34 protein-coding genes are annotated in these 20712 nt (G+C 63.1%); 29 read left to right on the top strand and 5 right to left on the bottom strand.

Going from position 1 to position 20712, the window contains the following annotated elements; genetic code table 11:
* Positions 1–3: 3 nt before the first annotated feature.
* The 19 genes from JW897_RS17695 (at position 4) to JW897_RS17785 (ending at position 10359) form a co-directional block, all read left to right on the top strand.
* Positions 4–675, top strand: coding sequence for a phage terminase small subunit (locus tag JW897_RS17695; RefSeq protein WP_205467108.1), 672 nt, complete (start codon positions 4–6; stop codon positions 673–675).
* Between the two features lie 89 nt (positions 676–764).
* Positions 765–1241: a head completion/stabilization protein gene (locus JW897_RS17700; RefSeq protein WP_205467109.1), complete on the top strand. Its 477-nt coding sequence runs from the start codon at positions 765–767 to the stop codon at positions 1239–1241.
* Complete coding sequence (locus JW897_RS17705; protein WP_205467110.1) at positions 1241–1453, top strand: tail protein X; 213 nt, start codon at positions 1241–1243, stop codon at positions 1451–1453. The genes JW897_RS17700 and JW897_RS17705 overlap by 1 nt, the downstream gene beginning before the upstream one ends.
* A gap of 2 nt (positions 1454–1455) precedes the next feature.
* Entirely contained in the window at positions 1456–1827 is a 372-nt protein-coding gene (locus JW897_RS17710; RefSeq protein WP_205467111.1) for a putative holin, read from the top strand.
* Entirely contained in the window at positions 1824–2147 is a 324-nt protein-coding gene (locus JW897_RS17715) for a phage holin family protein (RefSeq protein ID WP_205467112.1), read from the top strand. The genes JW897_RS17710 and JW897_RS17715 overlap by 4 nt, the downstream gene beginning before the upstream one ends.
* Positions 2138–2938, top strand: coding sequence for an N-acetylmuramidase domain-containing protein (locus tag JW897_RS17720; protein WP_205467113.1), 801 nt, complete (start codon positions 2138–2140; stop codon positions 2936–2938). Before JW897_RS17715 ends, JW897_RS17720 begins: the two co-directional genes overlap by 10 nt.
* Positions 2935–3144, top strand: coding sequence for a hypothetical protein (locus tag JW897_RS17725; RefSeq protein WP_205467114.1), 210 nt, complete (start codon positions 2935–2937; stop codon positions 3142–3144). The genes JW897_RS17720 and JW897_RS17725 overlap by 4 nt, the downstream gene beginning before the upstream one ends.
* Before the next feature lie 321 nt (positions 3145–3465).
* Positions 3466–3747 carry an Rz1-like lysis system protein LysC gene (gene lysC / locus JW897_RS24680; protein ID WP_420837270.1) on the top strand — a complete coding sequence of 94 codons (282 nt, stop codon included), beginning with the start codon at positions 3466–3468 and terminating at the stop codon, positions 3745–3747.
* Positions 3744–3959, top strand: a complete 216-nt coding sequence (locus JW897_RS17735) for a TraR/DksA C4-type zinc finger protein (RefSeq protein ID WP_205467116.1) — start codon at positions 3744–3746, stop codon at positions 3957–3959. Before lysC ends, JW897_RS17735 begins: the two co-directional genes overlap by 4 nt.
* Positions 3956–4426, top strand: coding sequence for a phage tail protein (locus JW897_RS17740; protein WP_205467117.1), 471 nt, complete (start codon positions 3956–3958; stop codon positions 4424–4426). The genes JW897_RS17735 and JW897_RS17740 overlap by 4 nt, the downstream gene beginning before the upstream one ends.
* Positions 4407–4850, top strand: a complete 444-nt coding sequence (locus tag JW897_RS17745; RefSeq protein ID WP_205467118.1) for a phage virion morphogenesis protein — start codon at positions 4407–4409, stop codon at positions 4848–4850. The genes JW897_RS17740 and JW897_RS17745 overlap by 20 nt, the downstream gene beginning before the upstream one ends.
* Before the next feature lie 79 nt (positions 4851–4929).
* A complete protein-coding gene (locus JW897_RS17750) occupies positions 4930–5598 on the top strand; it encodes a phage baseplate assembly protein V (protein WP_205467119.1) in 669 nt (222 codons plus the stop codon).
* Positions 5595–5957, top strand: a complete 363-nt coding sequence (locus JW897_RS17755; RefSeq protein ID WP_205467120.1) for a GPW/gp25 family protein — start codon at positions 5595–5597, stop codon at positions 5955–5957. The genes JW897_RS17750 and JW897_RS17755 overlap by 4 nt, the downstream gene beginning before the upstream one ends.
* Positions 5958–5961: 4 nt before the next feature.
* Positions 5962–6903, top strand: a complete 942-nt coding sequence (locus JW897_RS17760; RefSeq protein WP_205467121.1) for a baseplate assembly protein — start codon at positions 5962–5964, stop codon at positions 6901–6903.
* On the top strand, positions 6900–7466 hold the full coding sequence (locus JW897_RS17765; protein ID WP_205467122.1) for a phage tail protein I: 567 nt from the start codon (positions 6900–6902) through the stop codon (positions 7464–7466). The genes JW897_RS17760 and JW897_RS17765 overlap by 4 nt, the downstream gene beginning before the upstream one ends.
* Positions 7463–9043, top strand: a complete 1581-nt coding sequence (locus JW897_RS17770) for a hypothetical protein (RefSeq protein WP_205467123.1) — start codon at positions 7463–7465, stop codon at positions 9041–9043. The genes JW897_RS17765 and JW897_RS17770 overlap by 4 nt, the downstream gene beginning before the upstream one ends.
* Positions 9044–9045: 2 nt before the next feature.
* Positions 9046–9381: a hypothetical protein gene (locus JW897_RS17775; RefSeq protein ID WP_205467124.1), complete on the top strand. Its 336-nt coding sequence runs from the start codon at positions 9046–9048 to the stop codon at positions 9379–9381.
* A gap of 113 nt (positions 9382–9494) precedes the next feature.
* Positions 9495–9707: a Com family DNA-binding transcriptional regulator gene (locus tag JW897_RS17780; RefSeq protein WP_205467125.1), complete on the top strand. Its 213-nt coding sequence runs from the start codon at positions 9495–9497 to the stop codon at positions 9705–9707.
* Positions 9652–10359: a DNA-methyltransferase gene (locus JW897_RS17785; RefSeq protein WP_205467126.1), complete on the top strand. Its 708-nt coding sequence runs from the start codon at positions 9652–9654 to the stop codon at positions 10357–10359. The genes JW897_RS17780 and JW897_RS17785 overlap by 56 nt, the downstream gene beginning before the upstream one ends.
* Positions 10360–10367: 8 nt before the next feature.
* On the opposite strand, the gene JW897_RS17790 is transcribed toward JW897_RS17785, so the two are convergent.
* Positions 10368–10634, bottom strand: a complete 267-nt coding sequence (locus JW897_RS17790; protein ID WP_205467127.1) for a hypothetical protein — start codon at positions 10632–10634, stop codon at positions 10368–10370.
* A gap of 38 nt (positions 10635–10672) precedes the next feature.
* Positions 10673–11092 (bottom strand): helix-turn-helix domain-containing protein, encoded by a 420-nt coding sequence (locus JW897_RS17795; RefSeq protein ID WP_205467128.1) that lies wholly within the window; start codon positions 11090–11092, stop codon positions 10673–10675.
* Between the two features lie 129 nt (positions 11093–11221).
* Here JW897_RS17795 and JW897_RS17800 point away from each other — a divergent pair, with 129 nt between their 5' ends.
* The 7 genes from JW897_RS17800 (at position 11222) to JW897_RS17830 (ending at position 17688) form a co-directional block, all read left to right on the top strand.
* The gene (locus JW897_RS17800; RefSeq protein WP_205467129.1) at positions 11222–12397 is read left to right on the top strand and encodes a phage tail sheath protein; all 1176 of its coding nucleotides are present in this window, start codon (positions 11222–11224) and stop codon (positions 12395–12397) included.
* Positions 12398–12456: 59 nt separating this feature from the next.
* Entirely contained in the window at positions 12457–12966 is a 510-nt protein-coding gene (locus JW897_RS17805; protein ID WP_205467130.1) for a phage major tail tube protein, read from the top strand.
* Between the two features lie 97 nt (positions 12967–13063).
* Positions 13064–13360 carry a phage tail assembly protein gene (locus tag JW897_RS17810; protein WP_205467131.1) on the top strand — a complete coding sequence of 99 codons (297 nt, stop codon included), beginning with the start codon at positions 13064–13066 and terminating at the stop codon, positions 13358–13360.
* A 17-nt stretch (positions 13361–13377) separates the two neighbouring features.
* Positions 13378–13488, top strand: coding sequence for a GpE family phage tail protein (locus JW897_RS17815; protein ID WP_420837271.1), 111 nt, complete (start codon positions 13378–13380; stop codon positions 13486–13488).
* Entirely contained in the window at positions 13485–16040 is a 2556-nt protein-coding gene (locus JW897_RS17820) for a phage tail tape measure protein (RefSeq protein WP_205467132.1), read from the top strand. Before JW897_RS17815 ends, JW897_RS17820 begins: the two co-directional genes overlap by 4 nt.
* 2 nt (positions 16041–16042) lie before the next feature.
* The gene (locus JW897_RS17825; RefSeq protein ID WP_205467133.1) at positions 16043–16486 is read left to right on the top strand and encodes a phage tail protein; all 444 of its coding nucleotides are present in this window, start codon (positions 16043–16045) and stop codon (positions 16484–16486) included.
* A complete protein-coding gene (locus JW897_RS17830) occupies positions 16483–17688 on the top strand; it encodes a phage late control D family protein (protein WP_205467134.1) in 1206 nt (401 codons plus the stop codon). The genes JW897_RS17825 and JW897_RS17830 overlap by 4 nt, the downstream gene beginning before the upstream one ends.
* A gap of 89 nt (positions 17689–17777) precedes the next feature.
* On the opposite strand, the gene JW897_RS17835 is transcribed toward JW897_RS17830, so the two are convergent.
* From JW897_RS17835 to JW897_RS17845, 3 genes are read right to left on the bottom strand one after another with little or no spacing between them, the layout of a single operon-like run.
* Entirely contained in the window at positions 17778–18932 is a 1155-nt protein-coding gene (locus JW897_RS17835) for a PIN domain-containing protein (RefSeq protein WP_205467135.1), read from the bottom strand.
* A gap of 13 nt (positions 18933–18945) precedes the next feature.
* Positions 18946–19257: a DUF2511 domain-containing protein gene (locus JW897_RS17840; protein WP_205467136.1), complete on the bottom strand. Its 312-nt coding sequence runs from the start codon at positions 19255–19257 to the stop codon at positions 18946–18948.
* Positions 19257–19595 carry a helix-turn-helix domain-containing protein gene (locus JW897_RS17845; RefSeq protein WP_205467137.1) on the bottom strand — a complete coding sequence of 113 codons (339 nt, stop codon included), beginning with the start codon at positions 19593–19595 and terminating at the stop codon, positions 19257–19259. Before JW897_RS17845 ends, JW897_RS17840 begins: the two co-directional genes overlap by 1 nt.
* Before the next feature lie 101 nt (positions 19596–19696).
* Here JW897_RS17845 and JW897_RS17850 point away from each other — a divergent pair, with 101 nt between their 5' ends.
* Genes JW897_RS17850 through JW897_RS17860 form a run of 3 tightly spaced genes read left to right on the top strand, consistent with a single transcriptional unit; the run spans position 19697 to position 20640 of the window.
* Positions 19697–19855: a hypothetical protein gene (locus JW897_RS17850; protein WP_205467138.1), complete on the top strand. Its 159-nt coding sequence runs from the start codon at positions 19697–19699 to the stop codon at positions 19853–19855.
* Between the two features lie 18 nt (positions 19856–19873).
* A complete protein-coding gene (locus JW897_RS17855; protein WP_205467139.1) occupies positions 19874–20359 on the top strand; it encodes a YmfL family putative regulatory protein in 486 nt (161 codons plus the stop codon).
* A 2-nt stretch (positions 20360–20361) separates the two neighbouring features.
* Positions 20362–20640 (top strand): Ogr/Delta-like zinc finger protein, encoded by a 279-nt coding sequence (locus tag JW897_RS17860; protein WP_205467140.1) that lies wholly within the window; start codon positions 20362–20364, stop codon positions 20638–20640.
* Positions 20641–20712 lie beyond the last annotated feature (72 nt).

Here is a 20712-nt window from a genome sequence, read left to right on the forward strand (position 1 = left end):
TCCATGACGACGCCCGCACGCAGACACTACTTGCGGGTCACCGCTGCCCAGGCTTCGGCCTCGGCAGCGGATGACAACCAACCGCTCGAAAACGCCAGCGCCTACGAGCTGATGTTGCTCAAGCTCGCTGAAGACCGCCGACGCCTCAAGGACGTCCAGTCCATGGAAGCCAAGGCGGAACTCAAGCGCAAGCTGCTGCCCGACTACGCCCCGTGGGTGGAAGGTGCCATCGCCGCCGGCAAAGGCGCCCAGGACGATGTGCTGATGACGGTAATGCTGTGGCGCATCGACGCCGGCGACTACAACGGCGCGCTTGATATCGCCGAGTACGCTCTGCCGTACCAGCTCGTCATGCCCGATCGCTACCAGCGCACTACGGCCACCACGCTGGTGGAAGAGGTGGCCGACGCCGCCAAACGCGCCCGCGACGGCAAGCAGCCCTTCGACATCTCCATCCTGCAGCGCTGCCAGGCACTCACCGAAGCAGAAGACATGCACGACCAGGTGCGCGCCAAGCTGCACAAGGAGCTGGGCCTGCTGCAGGAGCCATCCGACCCGGCCGCCGCACTCGCCAACCTCACCCGCGCCAAGGCTTTGCACGACAAGGTCGGCGTGGTGAAAGACATCGAGCGCATCGAAAAGGCCATCAAGAACAACACCGCCACCGGCGGTTAACCGAGCGTACCCCGCGCACCAGGGCGGCAGGGGGCGGCGACAGCACCGTCTGATCAAAGCCCCCTCCACCGCCCCCACATGGAGCCGACATGCTGATCCAACCCGCAACCCCGCCCGCCAGCGGCAGCCAGATCGACGGCGAGCCGATCCGTTCCGGCAGCTTCTGGCCCGAGCTCGACCCGGTCGCCACCCGCGCCGCCATGCGGCTGGACGGCACCGTGACCGCCGAGCGCCTGCGCGGTGCGCTGATCGAGGCGATCGCCAGCGTCAACAGCCAGCTGGCCGAATGGCGCCGCAGCCAGCTGACCGCCGGCTACGCCAGCCTGGCCGACGTGCTGGCTGACGAGATCGACGGCCAATCGATCCAGGTGCAGCGCTGGCAGCGCGCCGTGCAGTGTCTGGCCGCCGCCAACCTGACCGAGCGTTACCGCAGCTTTGACAGCACGGCCGCCGGCCACAAGCAGGCGGACGAGCTCGACACCACCGTCGACGACCTGCGCCGCGACGGCCGCTGGGCCATCTGCGACATCGTCGGCCGCGGCCGCAGCACCATCGAGCTGATCTGATGCGCATCACCGCCATGCAAAGCGACACCGTCGACCTGATCTGCCACCGCCACTACGGCCGCACCGCCGGCATTACCGAGGCGGTCTATGCGGCCAACCCCGGCCTCGCCGACATCGGCCCGGTGCTGCCGATCGGCACGCCGGTCACCTTGCCCGATTTAACAACCGAACCAGCTGAAACCACCCAGCAGCTGGTCAACCTTTGGGACTGAAAATGGCAGAACCCGCTTCCACCTCCGCCGCCACCGTTGCTGTAACCGGCGCCAGCCTGCTGGCCCTGTTTCCTGGACTGGACGCCGGCGCTGTCCTCGGCGCCTTCGCCGGCGCGGCCGTGTTCGTCATGTCCAGCAACGAGCTGGGCACCCTCAAGAAGCTGGCCTTCTTGGCGCTGGCCTTCGTCGCCGGTCTGATCGCCGCGCCGATGGCCTCGGCGCTGCTGGCCACCCTCCTGCCCCAGCGCGTGCAGGTGTCCGCCGGCGTCGGCGCGCTGCTCGCCTCGGCCCTGGTGATCAAGGTGCTGATCCGCCTGATCAACAAGGCCGACACGGCTGACCTGCTGTCCGGCCTGAAAGGAGGCGGCAAATGACGCTGCACCTCGACATCGTCAACGCGCTGCTGTGCATTGCGTGCTGCCTGCGCCTGATCCTGTTCACGCGCGGCGACGCCAGCCACCGGCCGTGGGCCAGCGCCCTGGCGTACCTGCTGATCGTGGCCTTCGCCGCGCTGGCCATCACCACGCTGCTCAAGAAGCCCGACGCCATCGGCTGGGCGCAGCTGCTGATCAACCTGGTGCTGGCCGCCGCGCTGTTCTCGGTTAGCGGCAACGTGGTCGAGTTGTTCCGCCCGACCAGCAGCAACCGCCAGTCCCTGATCCTTCGCCTGCTTCGGAGAGAAAAATGGCTGTAACCATCAAGAAAGGCGACCACGGCAGCGCCGTCGCAGAGCTGCAGCGTACCCTCAACAGCCACGGCGCCAAGCTGGACGTCGACGGCTGGTTCGGCGACGCCACCGAGGCCGCCGTCGCCACCGTGCAGCGCCGCGCCGGCCTGGTGGTCGACGGGATCGTCGGCGTCAAGACCCAAGAAGCCCTGCGCGGGCAGCAGGACACCCGGCGCATGTGCGAGGCCGACCTGGTCGCGGCCGCCGATCGGCTTGGCGTGCCGCTGGCCTGCGTCAAGGCCGTCAACGCCGTGGAGTCGCGCGGCTCCGGCTTCCTGGACGATGGCCGCCCGGCCATCCTGCTCGAACGCCATATTGCCTACCGCCAGGGCAAGGAAGCCGGCATGCCGGTCGACGTGATGGCATCGCGCTACAGCAACCTGATCAACCCGAAGCGCGGCGGCTACGCCGGCGGCTCGGCCGAGTGGGCGCGCTTCGACAACCTGCGCAGCATCACCAGCCAGCAGATCGCGGTCGAGGCCTGCAGCTGGGGGATGTTCCAGGTGATGGGCTACCACTGGGCCGCTCTGGGCTACGCCGACGCGGAAGACTTCCAGCGGGCGATGATGGCGAGCGAGGCCAACCAGCTCGATGCCTTCGTGCGCTACGTGCTGCTGGACCCCGCCTTGTCCAAGGCGCTGAAGGCCAAGAAGTGGGCCGAGTTCGCCCGCCTCTACAACGGCCCCGCGTACAAGGAGAACCTCTACGACGCCAAGCTGGCCGCCGCCTACGCAGCGGCAGAAAGGCTGGCCGCATGAAGCTCGACCAGCTCCAGTACCTGCCGTTGGCCGACGGCGACCTCCTCAAGATGCCGGCCGACACCGACCCGGACACCCTGCGCCAGCTCGCCGAAGCCATCGCCCGACTACATCCGGGCAAGCAGATCCTGATCATTGCGCGCGACATCCGCAAGCTGACCGACGAAGAACTCGCCCTGGCTGGCTTGGAAAGGAAAAAGGCATGAACTGGATCCGCGACAACCTGCGCTGGCTGGCTATCCTGTTGTTCTCGCTGCTGGCTACCGGCGCCGCCCTCACCATCTGGCAGCAGCGCAGCGCCAACACCCAGCTGCAGCTGCAGCTCAACGCCTCCAACACCCAGCGCGACGCCCTCAGCGTCCAGCTGGACACGGCGCAGCTGACCATCGGAACCAAGGATGGGCAGATCGGCGAGCTGACCACCATCAACCGCCAACAGGCCGAAGACGTCAAAGCCCAGCTGCAGCGCCTGGACACCATCACCCGCAACGCGACGGCCCGCGCCGCCAAACTGGAAGCCATCCTCAATGAAGACCAAGACGCTAAACGCTGGGGCGATACTCGCCTGCCTGCTGCTATTGCCCGCCTGCTCGACACCACCCAAGCCGCAGGCGATCCAGCCGGCCCGCCCGATCGTGCTGCAACCCTGCCCGCCGGTGGTGGCCTGCCAACAGCCGGCCGGCAGCCCGAAGACCAACCGCCAGCTGGCGCAAAGCCTGCTGGAAACCCGCCAAGCCCTTGAAACCTGCGCTGCTCAGGTGGACACCGTCGCCGCCTGCCAGCAACGCACCGCGAGCCAACGCCCATGACCGACATCTTTGACCGCGCACAGGAACTGGAGCAGCGCCAGCGCGAAGAAGCGCTGGCCCGCCAAGCCACCGCCAGCCGCGCCCAAGGCAACAGCCTTAGCCACTGCGAAGATTGCGGCGATGAAATCCCGCCGCTGCGCCGTGAAAAGGTGGCCGGCTGCACTCGCTGCACGCCGTGCCAGTCCGACTATGAGAAGGCCTGCCGCCGATGAACAAGCCCGCCAGCTTGCGCGCCGCCATCGAGGCGGCGTTGCCTTACCTTGCCAAGGATCCCGACCGCCTGGTCATGTTCATTGAAGCTGGCCAGATCGCCGCCAGCCTGGGCAAGCCGTCGTTCGAATACCGCTACACGCTGACCATCGGCCTACTCGACTTCGCCAACCACCCGGACACGGTGATGATCCCGCTGCTGCAATGGATCCGCGCCAACGAGCCGGCACTGCTGCAGAACCCGGACAAGGCCAAGGAGGCGATCACCTTCGAAGCCGAGATTCTCAACCACCAGGCCTACGACCTGCGCCTGCAGCTCAAGCTGACCGAGCGCGTCCAGGTGACCGGCGACGGCGCGACCATGACCGCCACCCACCTGGGCGAGCCGCAGCTTGGCGATTACCCACTGGTCGAGCGCGTGCAGATCTTCCAGAACGGCGAGCTGATCGATGACAGTGCAACGGTATGAAGACCAGTTGGCCGGCCTGCTGGCCAACATGGATGGCAAGGCCCGCCGCAAGTTGGCGCGCGAAGTCGCCAAGCAGCTGCGCCAGAGCCAGCAGCGCCGCATTGCCGACCAGCTCAACCCGGACGGCAGCGCCTTTGCCCAGCGCAAGCCCCAGGTGCGCGACCAGAAGGGCAAGATCCGGCGCACCATGTTCGCCAAGCTGCGCACCACCAAGTACCTCAAGACCGAGGCCTCGCCCAACGCCGCCGTGGTCGGCTTCGTTGGCGAGGTGGAGCGCATCGCGCGCGTCCACCAGTACGGCCTGCGCGATCGCGCCCAGAAGGGCGGCCCTGAAGTGCAGTACCCGGCGCGCCAGCTGCTCGGCTTCACCGAGGCCGACATCGAGGCCGTCAGCGACGCCGCCATCAAGCATTTGGCTGGCTGACATCCGTTTCCCGTTGTGCCGGCAACCGGCACGACGAGCCGCCCACCACAGCGCCCCACGCGCGCGGCACACTCGCCGCATGGAAGATTTCGCCGACATTTCCCGCCGCCTGGAAAGCCTGATCCGCTATGGCACCATCGCCGACGTGCAGATGGCGCCGCCACGTGTGCGCGTGCAATCCGGCGGTTTGACCTCGGCCTGGCGGCCGTGGGTGACGCTGCGCGCCGGCGACACCCGCGATTGGGATCCGCCGACCAAGGGCGAACAATGCGTGTTTTTCAGCCCGAGTGGCGACCCGGCCACCGGCTTTGCCCTGGTCGGCCTGTTTTCCGACGCCCACCCGGCCCCGTCCAGCAGCCCGGACGAACATGTCCGCGTTTACCCGGACGGTGCCCGCATCACCTACAACCACGCCACCGGCGCGTTGGCGGCCACCGGCATCAAGACCGCGCTGGTCGAGGCGTCCGAGAAGTGCACGGTGGACTGCCCGGAAAGCGAGTTCACCGGCAACGTTCACATCATGGGCAAGCTCACCGTCGACGGCGAGACCCTGCTCAAGTCGCTGCTCACCTACATGGCCGGCATGTCTGGCCAGGGGGGTGCGGGTGGCGGCACTGTGATCCGCGGCTCGATCGAGCACCAGGGCGACTTCAGCCACAGCGGCGGCTCGTTCACCTCGGCCGAGATCCTGCAGGACGGCCACCACCATACCGACAGCATCGGCGGCACCACCGGAGGACCGCAATGACCGCACGCTACATCGGCCTGAACGCCAGCACCGGGCAACAACTATCCGACCTGGACCACATCCGCCAGAGCATCCGCAAGATCCTGACCACACCGCTGCGCAGCCGCGTGATGCGCCGCGAGGTCGGCAGCCTGATCCCGGATCTGCTCGACAAGCCGCTCAACGGCAAAACCCGCATGCAGGTGATGGCCGCCACCGTGATGGCGATCAGCGCCTGGGAACCGCGTGTCGAGCTGGCGCGCGTGCAGCTGCAAACAGGCGAGGAGGCCTCCGAGCTGTTCGTCGACCTCGAGCTCACCCGGCGCGACGGCCCCGCTGCCGGCCAATCCGCCAACTTGCTTGTACCGCTGAAGGGCTGACGCCATGACCATCGATATCACCCTGCTGCCAGCCCCGGCGGTAGTCGAGGAAATCGACTACGAGGCGCTGCTGTTGACGCGCAAGCAACGCCTGATCGCCGTCGTGCCGGCCGACATCCGCGACGCCATCGCCGCCACCCTGGAGTTGGAAACCGAGCCGCTGACCATCCTGCTGCAGGAGAACGCCTACACCGAGCTGATCCTGCGCCAGCGCATCAACGAGGCGGCCAAGGCCACCATGCTGGCCTACGCCGAAAAAACCGACCTCGACAACAAGGCGGCCGACTACAACGTCACCCGCTTGCTGGTCACCCCGGCCGACCCAGATGCCAACCCGCCGGTCGAGGCCGTATGGGAGAGCGACGACCGCCTGCGCCTGCGCACCCAGATGGCGATGGAGGGCACCACCGTCGCCGGCAGCCGTGGCGCCTATTTGTTCCACACCCTGTCGGCCTCGGCCAACGTCGCCGATGCCTATATCGACTCACGTGCCTTCGGCCCGCAACGTGAAGATTCGCCCGCCCCTGGCGAGGTGCGCGTCTGGCTGCTCGACGCGCGCGGCGACGGCGTGCCCGACCAAGCGCTGCTCGACACCGTCACCGCCGCACTATCGGCCGAGACCGTGCGGCCGCTGAACGATACCGTCACCGCCGCCGCCGGCACGCCGGCGCCGTTCGCCGTGTCGGCGCTGCTCGAGTTCGAAGAGGGAGGCGAAGCCCTGTCGGGCGGCCTCGATGCGGCCCGCACCCGCCTGGATGCCCTGCTCGCCAAAGCCAAGAAGCTCGGCACCGGGCAGAAACCGTCCGGCCTGCCGACCTCGGCGCTGATCGCCGCGCTGAAGGTGGCCGGCGTGCACGACGTGACGCTGCTGTCCCCGCTCACGACCATCGCGCAGGGCGTCGGCGAGTTCCCGCTGTGCACCGCCATCACGCTGGATAAAGCATGAGCCGCGCCCTACTGCCGCCCAACCGCACCCCGCTCGAGGCCGCGCTGGCCGACGCCACCACGCTGGCGCTCAACCCGACGGCGCTGCGCTGGACGTCCGACTCGTCCCGCTGCCCGGTCGCGCTGCTGCCCTGGTTGGCATGGGAACGCTCAGTCGAGGGCTTCGACGCGGCCATCAACGAAGAACAGCAACGCGAGCTGATCCGCCAGTCGATCAGCGTGCACCGCCGCAAGGGCACCGTCTCGGCCGTGCGCGACGTGTTCCGCGCGCTCGGCCTCGGTGAGGTAGTGATCCAGGAAGGGAACAACCACTACATCGCGGACGGCACGCTGACGGCCGACGGCTTCGGCACCGCCGGTGACCCGGACGGCTGGGTCGAGTACAGGGTGCAGATCGACAAGCTGCTGTCGGTCGAGCAGGCCAACACAGCGCGCGCCGTACTGGCAGACGTCGCGCCGGCGCGCAGCGTGCTGTGGGGCATCGACTTTACCGGCGCTTCCCTGATTGCAAACGGTTTTGCCATCGCCGATGGCGCCTATACCGCTGGAGTAGTGAACCCATGACCAAACTGAACTCGCCGGCCAATCCAGGCTGGCCCGACGTGACCCGCTTCGAGGTGGTCGAGCGCTTGCTCGGTGGCGACGGCGGCCCGCTGAACCGAGCGCCGCTCGAGCTGCTTGAGCGAACTGAGTTTTTGAAAAAGCAACTGGCGGAAGCTGTACAGCCGATCAGCCCTAGCCTAACGGCCATAGCGAATATAAATACTGTCGGGCTGTACGCTAGCACCGGTACCGGCACCGTAGCCGCGCGTAAGCTGACTGGTGGCACTGGCATCAGCGTCTCTAATGGGGATGGCGTCAGTGGTAATCCGACTATTTCCCTCGGCGCCGGCGTGGTCATCCCAGGTGTGTATGCAAAGGTAACGGTAGATACTTATGGACGGACGGTTGGTGGTGGCGCGCTGGTAGCTGACGACATCCCCTCCCTAGATTGGGGCAAGATCGTCAGCGGTAAGCCGACAACCCGTGCTGGCTATGGCATTACCGATTCGGCGGCGGTTGGTGGTGATGCCGCTCAACAGTTCAACGTGGCTGATGCAACACAGGGCAAGCACGCCGTAAACGCTGGTCAGATCCAGGCGCAGGGCGTTACAGCGTTTGCTACCGCCGGCACAGCGACGGCGTACACGCTCACGCCGTCGCCCGCAATTCAGGCATATGCTCCAAATCTGCGCTTCCGTGCCAAATTCCATGTGGCGAGCGGCTCCAACCCGACCATCAACATCTCCGGGCAGGGCGCGGTCAACCTGAAGCAATACGACGCGCAGGGCAACAAGATTGCTGCCATTCTGGCCGCTGGCCAACTGGCGGACATCGAGTATGACGGCGCGGATGCGGTTGTGCTGGATCCGTTGCCTACTCCGAAAATGTCTGTCGTTGGCACTATGCGTAATGCGCTGATGTCGGTCACGGCAGCAAGCGCTTCGGCAATGTTTTCTGCTGACGAAATCGTTGTGGAGTCTGCGCTGGGTGGTACGGCCTATCAGCTAGCCAATTTCAGCAAGACTATTAACCTGGCGACGGCCGGCGTCGGCGGTATGGACACTGGTAGCGCGCCGGTCTCTGGCTTTGTTGCACTCTATGCGATCTACAACACGACGACTGGCACCGCCAACATCCTGGCTACGAATGCTACGTCAAGCGTGGTCGGAAATATTTATGGCGGCGCGAACATGCCGGCCGGTTATACCGCCAGCGCGCTTATTGGTGTATGGCCGACTAACAGCAGCGGTCAGTTCGTCGTTGGTTATCAAATAGATCGGCTGATTTCGCCCGCTGTGCTCCAAGTGATTTCCGCTGGTGCGGCGACCAGCTACACCTCTTTATCAATTGCGAGCGCGGTTCCGAAGAATGCAAGAAGCTGCGAGGGTTATGCCTCCCTGAATGGTACTGGCTCTGGGATGGCCTATATAGCAGCCAGTGGTACGGGGCTAGCAGAAAAAATATTTGCAGGTAATACGTCTAGTTCGTACGGGCCTGCTGCTTCGTTTTCCAATCTGCCGATGATTACTGCGCAGACTCTCTACTACAAGCAAGCCAACGGCAGCGTAAACATCTTCATTTCTGGGTACTCATTCTGATCATGACTAAAGCCTACGTTCAATTCTCGGATGCGGCCGAGACGACCATCATCTGCGCATTCTCCTGCCCGCAAGACCCTACTGACTACCCAAATCAAGGAGAAATAGACGATACCGATCCGCGCTATCTAACGTTTAAAAACCCGCCATCGCGGCAAAACGCCGAAATCAAGGCTCAGTTGGCGGAGTTGGACAGCAAGTCTATGCGAACGATGCTCGAGGCCATCCTCGCGCTGGCGGCGGCCGGCGAGAAGTTGCCGGCCGATACCCTCCAGCGCCTGCAGGCGATCGAGGACGAGAAGACAGCGCTGCGCGCCAAGTTGTGTGTAAACCCCTAATGATCCATCAGGCAAACTAAGAAATAGCCGGCCAGGTGTTCCACCACCCGGCCGGCCCCTTCAACCCACTGACTAGACCAGTGAGCCAAAGCCATTACACCCGAGGCTCACCCATGCAAGACATTCGCTGCGGCCACTGCCAGCGCAAGCTGGCCGAAGGCCGATACATCGAGATCACCATCAAGTGCCCACGCTGTAGGGCATATAACACCCTGAAGGCCGCAGAGCCTCCCACTGCGAACGCCGCGAGCGTCAAGCAAGGGAAACAACATGCAACAGCTGTACAACGTCGACTGCCTCAAACTCCTGCCGACTCTCGCGCCTGACAGCGTGGACTTGGTGCTGACCGACCCGCCTTATTCGTCGGGCGGCCTCCACGCCACCACCCGCAAACAGCCCCCATCCACCAAGTACCTGGAGAACGGCCGCCAGAACAGCCACGACTTTGCCCACGACAACAAGGACCAGCGCAGCTGGTGCCGTTGGTGCGTGGAGTGGCTGACCGAGTGTCACCGTGTCATGAAGCCCGGTGCAGTCATCGCCATTTTCATCGACTGGCGCCAACTGCCGACCCTGTCCGATGCCATCCAGATGGCTGGCTTCCTGTGGCAGGGCGTGGCCGTATGGGACAAAGGCAACGCTCACAGCCGGCCGCGCAAGGGAGGCATGAAGCAGCAAGCGGAATTCATCGTATGGGCCAGCAAGGACAAGCTCAGCCAGGAACGCGACGTGTACGTCCGCGGCGTGTTCAATCAGCCCAAGCCCCGGGGCGCTTTCCATATCACGGCCAAGCCGGTGGAGCTACTGGAAGAACTGGTCGCCCTTGCTGGCCCTGGTGGCTTGGTGCTGGATCCGTTCGCCGGCGGCGGCTCCACGCTGCTGGCGGCAAGAAACACGGCGCGGCCGGCAATAGGAAGCGAAATCGATCCGACCATTCACCAGAAGGCATTACATGTGCTCGAACGACAGACGGCCTAGCCTGATGATCACGAACCGGACGCCAGACGCACTGGGGGGATTGTTCTAACAGAGGCCGGCTTGCCCTGATTTTTGAGCTGACCCGCTTCGAACTTCAGGGCAGCCGCCACGCTGCTACAGAAAAAGAAGATAGAGTTGTCACCGTGCTGACTGGACATCGAGACACCCAGCTTGTCCAGGCACTGGCAGAGGTTTTCAATCGTGTCGACGGTGGATTTTCCCACCAGGGGATTGAGGATTTGAGCCTCGCTCCGGGCTTTCTGACTTTCCAACATCGTTAAGGATTTCTTAAGGAAACGCGATTGGTATATTGTTAACGAATATTTCCGCCTCCGATATTGGCGGAAAAGCCAATATTTAGCCCTCTGACCACCGAAAGCAGGGCGGTGCGATTGGCCGCGCCGGTCTTGCGTTGCATGTTCTCCAGGTGCGCCCGCACCGTCCGCTCGGTACACCCGAGCTCAAGTGCCATGTTTGCATTGCTCATGCCAACGACCAGCAGGCCGGCCACTTCCCGCTCCCGCCGCGTCAGCTTCAGCGCCACGCGCTCCGCCTGGACATTGGCATCAGCAGCCTGCTTCAGCAGCGCCAGCAGTGCCTGCGCCATTGCCTGGGCGTCCACGCCGACCAGAACATCGGACTTTTCACCAACACGCTGCAACACCAGGTGCATATCGCTTGCGTCTACCGCCTCCACCAGAGCGTGAATGGCGGCAGCAGACGGGTGATGCATTCGGTGGTCCTGTGTTTTTTATCAAACTAGCCGGTTAAGGTTGTATCCGCCACCGACACAACAAGCCCTCGCTGACCCTCACGCACCCGCGCGGCACACTCGGCATGCAACCTCACTCCGGAGAAAAGCATGCCTACCGATTACCACCACGGTGTCCGCGTCCTCGAAATCAACGAGGGCACGCGCACCATCCGCACCGTCTCCACCGCCGTGATCGGCCTGGTGGCGGTCGCGGACGATGCCGACGCCACCACCTTCCCCGAAGACACCCCGGTCCTGATCACCGACGTCAACGCCGCCATCGGCAAGGCCGGCACCCAGGGCACGCTGGCCGCCGCGCTGGACGCGATCGCCGACCAGGCCAAGCCGCTGGTTGTGGTGGTGCGCGCCAAGAAAGGCGCCGACGACGCGACGCAAACCAGCAACCTGATCGGCACCACCACCACCGAAGGCAAGCTGACCGGCATGAAGGCGCTGCTGGCGGCCCAGACAAAGCTGAACGTCAAGCCGCGCATCCTGGGCGTGCCCGGCTTCGACAACCTGGCCGTGGCCACCGAGCTGGCCAGCATCGCCAAAAAGCTGCGCGCGTTCGCCTACGTGGCAGCCTGGAACTGCAAGACCAAGGAAGAGGCCACCACCTACAAGGAAAACTTCGGCCAGCGCGAAGTCATGGTGATCTGGCCGGACTTCGTCAACTGGGACACCACCACCAACGCCGAAACCATCGCCTACGCCACCGCCCGCGCGCTCGGCCTGCGCGCTTACATCGACGAAAGCGAGGGCTGGCACAAGACCTTGTCCAACGTGCCGGTGGAAGGCGTGCAGGGCATCAGCCGCGACGTGTATTGGGATCTGCAGGAACCGGCCACCGACGCCGGCTACCTCAACGCCGCCAACGTCACGACGCTGATCCGCCGCGACGGCTTCCGCTTCTGGGGCTCTCGCACCTGCTCGGCCGATCCGCTGTTCGCGTTCGAGAACTACACCCGCACCGCCCAGGTACTGGCGGACACGATGGCCGAGGCGCATTTCTGGGCAGTGGATAAGCCGATGCACCCGACCCTGATCCGCGACATCGTCGAAGGGCTGAATGCCAAGGGCCGCCAACTGGTGACCGACGGCTACTTGCTCGGCTTCAACGCCTGGTTCGACGCCGACGCGAACGACAAGGACACCCTCAAGTCGGGCAAGGCGTACATCGACTACGACTACACGCCGGTGCCGCCGCTGGAAAACCTCATGCTGCGCCAGCGCATCACCGACCGTTACCTGGTGGACTTCGCCGCCAAGGTCAACGCCGCCTAATTCCCCTCTGATCCGCCGCCCAGGTCACGCACCAGGGCGGCCCACGAAAGGACCACACCATGGCACTACCCCGCACCCTGCGGCTGTTCAACGTGTTCATCGACGGCGTCAGCTTCGTCGACCAGGCGCTTGAGCTCAAGTTGCCCAAGATCGCCATGAAGACCGAGGACTACACCGGCGCCGGCATGCTCGGCCCGGTCAAGCTGCTGAAGGCGATCGAGTCGATCGAGATCGAGCACACCTACAACGGCCCGATCGAGGAGATCGTCGCCACCTTCGGCGCCGAGAAGCACGACGCCGCCATGCTGCGCTTCGCCGGCTCCTACAGCGAGGAAGGCAGCGGCACCGACCAAGCAGTCGAGATCATCGTGCGCGGCCGCCATAACGAGTTCGACCAGGGCGACGCCAAGGCCGGTGATAACGGCAACTGGAAGGTCAAGACCGACTGCACCTATTACAAGCAGACCGTCAACGGCAAGGTCTGGCTCGAGATCGACGTCGTGCACAAGATCTTCAACGTGATGGGCGTCGATCGCCTCGCCGCCCACCGCAAGAACGTCGGCCTGTGACCTCAAGCCAACTTGATACTTTCATCAAGTTGGCGCCCCACAAACCCTGATTCCACCGTCCACGCACTCAAGCGAACTTGATAAACGGAGCCCCAACATGAGCACCAACAAAACCATCACCCTCGACACCCCGATCAAGCGCGGCGATGAAACCATCACCATCCTCACCCTGCGCAAGCCGGCCGCCGGCGAGCTGCGCGGCTGCAACCTGACCGACCTGCTGCAGATGGACGTCGCCGCGCTGCAGCGCGTACTGCCGCGCATCACCACCCCCACGCTGACCGAACAGGAAGTCGGCCGCATGGATCCGGCCGACCTGCTGCAGCTCGGCACCGAGGTGTCCGGTTTTTTGCTGCCGAAGGGCATGAAGCCGGAGGCATTCCAGGCCGAGTAGAGGACGCCCAGGCAGACATCGCCGCGATCTTTCACTGGACGCCGGCGGCATTGGACGTCCTCACCCTGGTTGAACTGATGGAATGGCGCGAGCGCGCCAGGCAACGAAGCGGAGCAAACGAAGAATGAGCAGCGTGCGGAACCTGAAGCTGGAAGTGATCCTGTCGGCGATCGACAAGGCCACGCGCCCGATCAAGACGGTGATGGGCAGCTCGCAAGGGCTGTCCAAGCAGCTGAAAGAGACCAAGGACCGACTCAAGGAGCTCAACCAGGCGCAGGCCGGCGTCACCGCCTTCCGCCAGCTCACCAAGGACGCCAAGGAGACCGGCGAAAAGCTGGCCGGCGCGCGCCAGAAGCTCAAGCAGATGCAAGAGCAGATGGCAGCGCTCGGCCCGCCCACCGAGGCGATGACGCGCAAGCTCAAGGGCGCCGAGATCGCCGTCGAAAAGCTCACCCTGGCCAACCGCAAGAAGATCGACGCCGCCAAGGCGGCCAAGTCCGCGCTCGAGGCCAACGGCGTCAGCGTGGCCAAACTCGGCCAGCACGAGCGCGACCTGGCCGGCAAGATCGACGCCGCCACCGCCGCGATGCGCCGCCAGGAGACCGAGCTCAAGAAAATCAGCGAACGCCAGAACCGGCAACGCGCAGCGCGCAGCAGCTACGAGCAGTCGCTGGAGAATCGTGACCGCGTCGCCGGCGCCGGCGCGGCCACCACCGCGGCCGGCACCGCCGTCGGGTTGCCGATCGTCAAGATGATCCGTGACTACAGCAGCTTTGAGGACGCGATGCTCGGCGTGGCTCGCCAGGTGGACGGCGCGCGTGACGCCAACGGCAAGCTGACCCGCACCTATTACGAGATGGGCGACGCCATCAAGGCGATGGCCACGCAAATCCCGATGGCCACCACCGAGCTGGCCGCCCTGGTCGAGGGCGGTGCGCGCATGGGCGTGCAGGGCAAGGAAAACCTGCTGGCGTTCGCCAAAACCGCCGCCATCGCCGCCATCGCGTTTGACTTGCCGGCCGAGCAGATCGGCGAGAGCATGGGCAAGATCGCCAACCTGTACAAGGTGCCGATCAAGGACATCAGCCAGCTCGGCGACGTGATCAACTACCTGGACGACAACGCGCAGTCCAAGGGCTCGGACATCATCAACGTGATGCAGCGCATCGCCGGCGTCACCACCCAGGTGGGCATGAGCTACCGCGACGCGGCCGCGCTCGGCTCCACCTTCCTGTCGCTTGGATCCTCGGCCGAGATCGCCGCCACCGCCACCAACGCCATGATCCGCGAACTGGCGATCGCCACCCAGCAGCCCAAGCGCTTCCAGAAAGGCCTCAAGGCGATCGGGCTGGACGCGAAGTCCGTGCAGAAGGGCATGGCGACCGATGCCACCGCCACCATCCAGAAGGTACTCGAGGCCGTCAACAAACTGCCCAAGGACAAGCAGATCGGCGTGACCACCGAGCTGTTCGGCAAGGAGTACGGCGACGACGCGGCCAAGCTGGCCAACAATCTGCAGGAATACCGGCGCGAGCTGCAGCTCACGCGCGACGCCAAGGCCAAGGGCTCGATGGACCGCGAGGGCGCAGCGCGCAAAGACACGCTGTCGGCGCAATGGCAGATGAGCCAGAACAAGCTGTTCAACCAGTCGGCCGCGCTGGGCCAGACGCTGCGGCCGGCGCTGATGCAGACCATGGGGCTAATCGGCCAGGTAGTCGACAAGGTCACCACCTGGACCAAGGCCAACCCGGAGCTGACCGCCACGCTGGTGAAGATCGGCGCGGCCACCGCCATCGTGCTGGCTACTGTTGGTAGCCTCATGCTTGCAGTCGCCGGGCTTGCCGGGCCTTTCATCGCTTGGCGCTTTGCCATGGTCTCCGCTCAGATCGCAATGACCAGCGGCATCGGCATCATCGGCAAGATTGGCAGCGCGCTCGGCATGATCGGCAGAGTCATGATGTGGCTCGGTCGCGTGTTCCTGATGAACCCGATCGGCCTGGTGATCACCGCCATCGCCGTGGGCGCCTACCTGATCTGGCGCAACTGGGACACGCTCGGCCCGAAGTTCGCCGCGCTGTGGGCAGCCATCAAGCAGGCCTTCGCTACCGGCTGGGAGTGGATCAAGACCAACGCCACGGCCGCCTTCAACTGGTTCCTCAGCCTGCCCGGCAAGTTCATGACCCTTGGCAGCCAGATCATGCAAGGCCTGGTCAACGGCATCACCAGCGGCCTGTCCAGCGTGAAGAACGCCATCACCTCGGCCGGCGATTCGACGATCAGCTGGTTCAAGGAAAAGCTCGGCATCCATAGCCCGAGCCGCGTATTTGCCGAGCTGGGCGGCTTCACCATGGCCGGGCTGCACCAGGGCATCACCAACAACCAGGCCGGCCCGCTCGGTGCCGTGACCAGCATGGCCAAGAAGCTCACCGCCGCCGGCGCCGGCCTCGCCCTGTCGGCCGGTGGCGCCATGGCTGGCTCGGTGCCGATCGACAACCGCGCCCCGATCAGCGCCCAGCGCGCCGCACCGGCCGCCAGCGCGGCGGTGCCGATTAGCATCACTATCCACGCGGCACCAGGCATGAACGAGCAGCAGCTCGCGCAGCTGGTGGCGCGCGAAGTGGAGCGCATCCAGCGCCAGAACACCGCACGCGGCCGCAGCCGCCTCACCGATAAGGATTGACCATGCTCGGCTTACCCATGATGGCCCTCGGCCTGTTCGTGTTCATGCTCGAAACCGTGCCCTACCAGCAGCTGCAGCAGCAGTTCAAGTGGCGGCTGCCCAGCAACAGCCGCGTCGGGCTGCGGCCCACCTATCAATTCCTCGGCCCGGACGAAGAGACCATTACGCTGTCCGGCGTGCTGCTGCCCGAACTGACCGGCGGCGACACCGCGCTCTCGCTGCTCAAGCTAATGGCCGACCAGGGCAAGTCCTGGCCGTTGCTCGAGGGCACCGGCAATATTTACGGCTTCTATGCCGTCGAGAGCATCGACACCACGCGCACCGACTTTTTCAGCGACGGCAAGGCACGCCGCATTGACTTCACCATCACGCTCAAGCGTACCGACAGCAGCCTGCTTGATGCGCTCGGCGCCATCACCCGTGGCGTACTGGAACTGATCAAATGAGCGGTTTCCTTGATGACGTCGTGAGCACTGGCACGTCCGCGTACAACGCCGCCGCCGGTGGCGTAAGCCAACTGGCCGACGGCTTAGCCGGGGCGCTCGGCCTGAGCGCGCTACAGGCGCCAGCCTACCAGATCAGCGTCAACGGCAAGAACATCACCTCCAGGCTGCAGGGGCGGCTGATCTGTCTCACGCTGACCGACAACAAGGGCTTCGAAGCTGACCAGCTCGACCTCGAGCTTGACGACGCCGACGGCAAGCTCGAAATCCCGCCGCGTGGTGCCAAGCTGCAGCTCGCTATCGGCTGGAAGGGCAAGCCGCTGGTCGACAAGGGCACCTACATCGTCGACGAGATCGAGCACCGCGGCGCCCCCGATCGGCTCACCCTGCGCGCGCGCGCCACCGACCTGCGCGCCGGCCTCACTACCAAGAAGGAGCGCAGCTGGCACAAGACCACCATCGGCAAGGTGGTCGAGGCCATCGCCAAGGCCAACGGCCTTAAGCCGGCGATTCCGGCATGGCTGGCCAAGAAGCCGGTCGACCACATCGACCAAACCAACGAGAGCGACGCCAACCTGCTCACGCGCCTGGCGCATCAGTACGATGCCGTTGCCACGGTCAAGAACGGTCGGCTGATCTTCTGCAAGGCCGGCGAGGCCGAGTCAGTGACAGGCAAGCCCTTCCCCACTGCGCTGGTCAAGCGCAGTAGCGGCGACCAGCACCACTTCAGCGCCGCCGACCGGGACGCCTATACCGCCGTCAAAGCGTGCTGGCACAACCTCGACCGTGGCACGCAAGGGGAGGTCATCGTCGACGCCAACACCAAGTTCGAGCGCCGCTCGCGCGTCGGTAAGCGCGGCCGGCCGACCAAGCGCAAGCACCTGACCGCTGTGCAACAGAAGGCGATCGAGCCGAGCGCGGCCAACATCAAGGTGCTGCGCCACATCTACGCGAGCGAAGCCACCGCCCTGCAGGGCGCCAAGGCGGCATGGGAGAAGCTGCAGCGCGGCGTCGCCGAGTTCAGCATCGTGCTGGCCACCGGCCGGCCCGAGCTGTTCCCCGAGCTGCCGGCCAAGGTGCAGGGCTTCAAGCCGATCATCGACGCCTGTGGCTGGATCATCAGCAAGGTGACGCACACGCTCAACGACAGCGGCTACACCACGGCGCTGGAGTTCGAGATGAAGCTGGAGGATTTGAAGGATTAGAATCTGACATTTACACCGCCACAGCAATGAAAAAGCGCCCTGAAAACGGGCGCTAACCTTTTCACTTCTGGATACCTATGAAACTTTAGTTAACCAAATTCATAATAATCTTCATCATCAGAATTAAATGGTGAAATCTCTCCAAGATAAAAAGTCAAATACCTAGAAATTAGCTCCACCCCAGCGATATCTACATCACCATCATCTAGTGAGAACTTGATCAACAGCTCAAAATCAGTTTCAAGAGTTGACTCATACTCATCGCTCCCAACTGACAAGTACTCTCGGTCAATGCCATCCCACGCATCAAATGAAACAGAAAAATTTGCTCTTACACCACAAGTCACATTAGCAGCCACCACAAGTTGACCGCCACTAAGTTCTACCGCTTCAAATCTTTCTAGGATAGCATCAACATCCTGCTTGATATTTTCAAAAGTTATCTCATCCAGCTCTTCTTCGAAGTGCAAATATGAACTTGCATCAACATGGGCCGTTATCTTATAGGTCTCACTGTTCATTTCGCCGCACAGATATTCTGTAAAATCCCCAAAAGCACCTTCAGAGATAAGGCGCTTAACAAGAGCAACAGCGTCATTCGCATTTACGTTAAGAATTGACAACGCCTGAGACAGGTCATCCAAGTAGATCAGGTTTGGCGAATTTTCACAGTAGTGTTTCCAATCGCCATCCTTGGCTATAGCGATAACTTTCCCGCCATTTGATTCTGACCACCCATCAAGCGCCTTCAGTGTGAAGGCGTCTGGGAACTCCTCCTTTTTTCTTTCGGAAAAAGGAGGAGTTTTGTTGAAATACAATTCAACTATATCTTTACTTTCGACATGGTCAGCAACACATACAAATTCAGAGCCAGTACCCTCTTCAAAAGTCGAAACTCGGCTTTCAGTTCTTGCCATCTCTGTATCTTCGCCAAAAACAAGGCTTTTAATTTGATTCCTTAAATCGTTACTTGTGCCCCATGCATTCAACAAAGGCTTCATGGCATTCTGAAATTGAGACTTAACAAGCTTCGCCTCTTCTTTCAAATGCTCTGTAACCTCGTAGCGAACCATATCAACCATCAAGAATCTGATATCAGAATCCTTGAATTGGCCTAAAGTTGCCAACAAACCGGCCTCAAATCCAAAGTTCTGCGCCTTATAAATTGAAGTATCAATCGTAAAGGCAATAACATCGCCTGTTAATATGGCTTCTTTAAGCTGCTCGGGAGACATTATCGGCATGATTATGTTCTTCTCATTTGTTCTTCTGGCAAATAGAAATAGCCAGCTCAATAAAGTCGGCCACGCTCACATTGTCAGGATCCTTGCGGATCTCGTCGGTGCGCGGTAGCCCCTGCCGCAGGCCGCCGCCGTTCAAGGCATACCACTTGCCGCCCACGTCGACATACGCCACATCCGGCTGATCACAATGCAAGACCGCCTTGTCCGTCTTCAGCGGCCAGCGCTCGCCATACTCGGCTTTTGTCACCGTCACCTGGTCGGCAGGTTCCCCGCAGCCCGCCAGCAGGCCTACCAGAGCGGCGACCGCACATTTCTTCCAGTGCATCACTCCCCCCTCAACGCGCTGGCATACGACCGGTAAAACCCGAGGATCGCCGAGCGGACCTCGTTCGGGCTATCGCGCCAGTGCCCGAGCAGCATCATTTCGTCCGGCGTCAGTGTGCCCGCCGTGGCCTGCCCGGTGATCACAAACAGCACGTCCACGCCGTAGCCCGCCAACTGTTGCAAAGCCTCAGCATTCGGCACGCTGCGCCCTTGTTCGTAGGCGCAATAGGTGCTGAAACCGACGCCGGCACGCTCTGCAGCCTCGGTCTGTGACCAGCTGAATCTGGCGCGTTCCTGCGACAGTCGCTCACCAATTATCTTTTTTTGAGTATCTGACATTGACCTCTACTCGAATTCGGATAATAATCCGTTTGTGCAATCACTAATTACACAATCATACCAGCGCCATGACTACGCCAAAACGCCGAGCCCCCACGGGCATGCAATCCGACAAGCCGGTTGCCGTTCGCTTCACACCGGAAGAAAAGGCCGAGCTGCAGGAACTGAGCCAGCGTGAAGACCGAACGATGAGCAGCATGGTCCGCATCATCTACCTGATCGGCCTGGCTCATTTCAAAGCATCGCGCGGCCTCAAGTAACGATAGACCGCGACGGAAATGGATAACACCACAAACAACGGGGAACAGATTGTGGACAACATCAAGGGCAGCTACCAGATGATGTGCCGCGCCATCAACGGCGGATGGGCGGCCATGGCGCAGGCGCTGAGCACGTCGGTCACCAGCCTGCAGAACAGTGTCTACTGTCGCAAAGGCCAGCAGATGAGCGTGGCGCGCGCCATGGCCATGCAGACGGCCAGCGGCACCACCTATTTTGCCGAGGCGCTGGCACGCGACAGCGGTGGCGTGTTCATCGCCCTGCCGCCGGCCAACGAATTCGGCAACGTGGATATCCAGGAGAAGTACGTCGAGCTGCTTGACCGCGTCGGCGCCCTGGCACGCGAATATCGGGAAGCGACTGCCGACCACAAGGTGGACCGTACAGAACGCCGGACGCTGGAAAAGCTCGGCAACAATATCTGTCAGCTGGTGACCCAAATCAACCAGATGACCTTCCGCATCTACTGCAAGCAGGAATCCTAAGCATGGCAACCAAATGCGCTCATTGCGGAGCTGTCGCCCACACCCGATCCAGCCGCATGCTGTCCCCTGTCAGCCAGGAAGAATACTTCCAGTGCACGAACATCGCCTGCGGCCACACCTTCACCGCTATCCGCGAACACCGCGAAACCCTGTCGCCATCGGCAACGCCGAACCCGCAAGTGCGCCTGCCCCAAGCCAGCCGGGCAAAGTTGGCCGCCATCCGGATGGCTGAACGGCTTGGCGAGGATAGAGACCAGATCCCGCTGGAGCTGGACAGCTAACCCGCTGCCCTAACCACACCCCTACAACGTAACACCGCCTTCACAGCCTGTTTTTGGCCGTGAGGGGGTCGC

This window comes from Chromobacterium alkanivorans (genome assembly GCF_016937655.1).
GTDB lineage: Bacteria > Pseudomonadota > Gammaproteobacteria > Burkholderiales > Chromobacteriaceae > Chromobacterium > Chromobacterium alkanivorans.

Bases quoted from the DNA above. Each gene is read 5' to 3' on its own strand.
- JW897_RS17725 (WP_205467114.1), top strand. From the start codon at position 2,935: ATGAAGCTCGACCAGCTCCAGTACCTGCCGTTGGCCGACGGCGACCTC.
- JW897_RS17795 (WP_205467128.1), bottom strand. From the start codon at position 11,092: ATGCATCACCCGTCTGCTGCCGCCATTCACGCTCTGGTGGAGGCGGTA.
- JW897_RS17805 (WP_205467130.1), top strand. From the start codon at position 12,457: ATGGCACTACCCCGCACCCTGCGGCTGTTCAACGTGTTCATCGACGGC.
- JW897_RS17845 (WP_205467137.1), bottom strand. From the start codon at position 19,595: ATGTCAGATACTCAAAAAAAGATAATTGGTGAGCGACTGTCGCAGGAA.
- JW897_RS17830 (WP_205467134.1), top strand. From the start codon at position 16,483: ATGAGCGGTTTCCTTGATGACGTCGTGAGCACTGGCACGTCCGCGTAC.
- JW897_RS17735 (WP_205467116.1), top strand. From the start codon at position 3,744: ATGACCGACATCTTTGACCGCGCACAGGAACTGGAGCAGCGCCAGCGC.
- JW897_RS17705 (WP_205467110.1), top strand. From the start codon at position 1,241: ATGCGCATCACCGCCATGCAAAGCGACACCGTCGACCTGATCTGCCAC.
- JW897_RS17825 (WP_205467133.1), top strand. From the start codon at position 16,043: ATGCTCGGCTTACCCATGATGGCCCTCGGCCTGTTCGTGTTCATGCTC.
- JW897_RS17835 (WP_205467135.1), bottom strand. From the start codon at position 18,932: ATGCCGATAATGTCTCCCGAGCAGCTTAAAGAAGCCATATTAACAGGC.
- JW897_RS17790 (WP_205467127.1), bottom strand. From the start codon at position 10,634: ATGTTGGAAAGTCAGAAAGCCCGGAGCGAGGCTCAAATCCTCAATCCC.
- JW897_RS17740 (WP_205467117.1), top strand. From the start codon at position 3,956: ATGAACAAGCCCGCCAGCTTGCGCGCCGCCATCGAGGCGGCGTTGCCT.
- JW897_RS17715 (WP_205467112.1), top strand. From the start codon at position 1,824: ATGACGCTGCACCTCGACATCGTCAACGCGCTGCTGTGCATTGCGTGC.
- JW897_RS17800 (WP_205467129.1), top strand. From the start codon at position 11,222: ATGCCTACCGATTACCACCACGGTGTCCGCGTCCTCGAAATCAACGAG.
- JW897_RS17860 (WP_205467140.1), top strand. From the start codon at position 20,362: ATGGCAACCAAATGCGCTCATTGCGGAGCTGTCGCCCACACCCGATCC.
- JW897_RS17775 (WP_205467124.1), top strand. From the start codon at position 9,046: ATGACTAAAGCCTACGTTCAATTCTCGGATGCGGCCGAGACGACCATC.
- JW897_RS17745 (WP_205467118.1), top strand. From the start codon at position 4,407: ATGACAGTGCAACGGTATGAAGACCAGTTGGCCGGCCTGCTGGCCAAC.
- JW897_RS17710 (WP_205467111.1), top strand. From the start codon at position 1,456: ATGGCAGAACCCGCTTCCACCTCCGCCGCCACCGTTGCTGTAACCGGC.
- JW897_RS17770 (WP_205467123.1), top strand. From the start codon at position 7,463: ATGACCAAACTGAACTCGCCGGCCAATCCAGGCTGGCCCGACGTGACC.
- JW897_RS17695 (WP_205467108.1), top strand. From the start codon at position 4: ATGACGACGCCCGCACGCAGACACTACTTGCGGGTCACCGCTGCCCAG.
- JW897_RS17780 (WP_205467125.1), top strand. From the start codon at position 9,495: ATGCAAGACATTCGCTGCGGCCACTGCCAGCGCAAGCTGGCCGAAGGC.
- JW897_RS17850 (WP_205467138.1), top strand. From the start codon at position 19,697: ATGCAATCCGACAAGCCGGTTGCCGTTCGCTTCACACCGGAAGAAAAG.
- JW897_RS17855 (WP_205467139.1), top strand. From the start codon at position 19,874: ATGGATAACACCACAAACAACGGGGAACAGATTGTGGACAACATCAAG.
- JW897_RS17720 (WP_205467113.1), top strand. From the start codon at position 2,138: ATGGCTGTAACCATCAAGAAAGGCGACCACGGCAGCGCCGTCGCAGAG.
- JW897_RS17760 (WP_205467121.1), top strand. From the start codon at position 5,962: ATGACCATCGATATCACCCTGCTGCCAGCCCCGGCGGTAGTCGAGGAA.
- JW897_RS17785 (WP_205467126.1), top strand. From the start codon at position 9,652: ATGCAACAGCTGTACAACGTCGACTGCCTCAAACTCCTGCCGACTCTC.
- JW897_RS17820 (WP_205467132.1), top strand. From the start codon at position 13,485: ATGAGCAGCGTGCGGAACCTGAAGCTGGAAGTGATCCTGTCGGCGATC.
- JW897_RS17840 (WP_205467136.1), bottom strand. From the start codon at position 19,257: ATGCACTGGAAGAAATGTGCGGTCGCCGCTCTGGTAGGCCTGCTGGCG.
- JW897_RS17750 (WP_205467119.1), top strand. From the start codon at position 4,930: ATGGAAGATTTCGCCGACATTTCCCGCCGCCTGGAAAGCCTGATCCGC.
- JW897_RS17810 (WP_205467131.1), top strand. From the start codon at position 13,064: ATGAGCACCAACAAAACCATCACCCTCGACACCCCGATCAAGCGCGGC.
- JW897_RS17765 (WP_205467122.1), top strand. From the start codon at position 6,900: ATGAGCCGCGCCCTACTGCCGCCCAACCGCACCCCGCTCGAGGCCGCG.
- JW897_RS17700 (WP_205467109.1), top strand. From the start codon at position 765: ATGCTGATCCAACCCGCAACCCCGCCCGCCAGCGGCAGCCAGATCGAC.
- lysC (WP_420837270.1), top strand. From the start codon at position 3,466: ATGAAGACCAAGACGCTAAACGCTGGGGCGATACTCGCCTGCCTGCTG.
- JW897_RS17755 (WP_205467120.1), top strand. From the start codon at position 5,595: ATGACCGCACGCTACATCGGCCTGAACGCCAGCACCGGGCAACAACTA.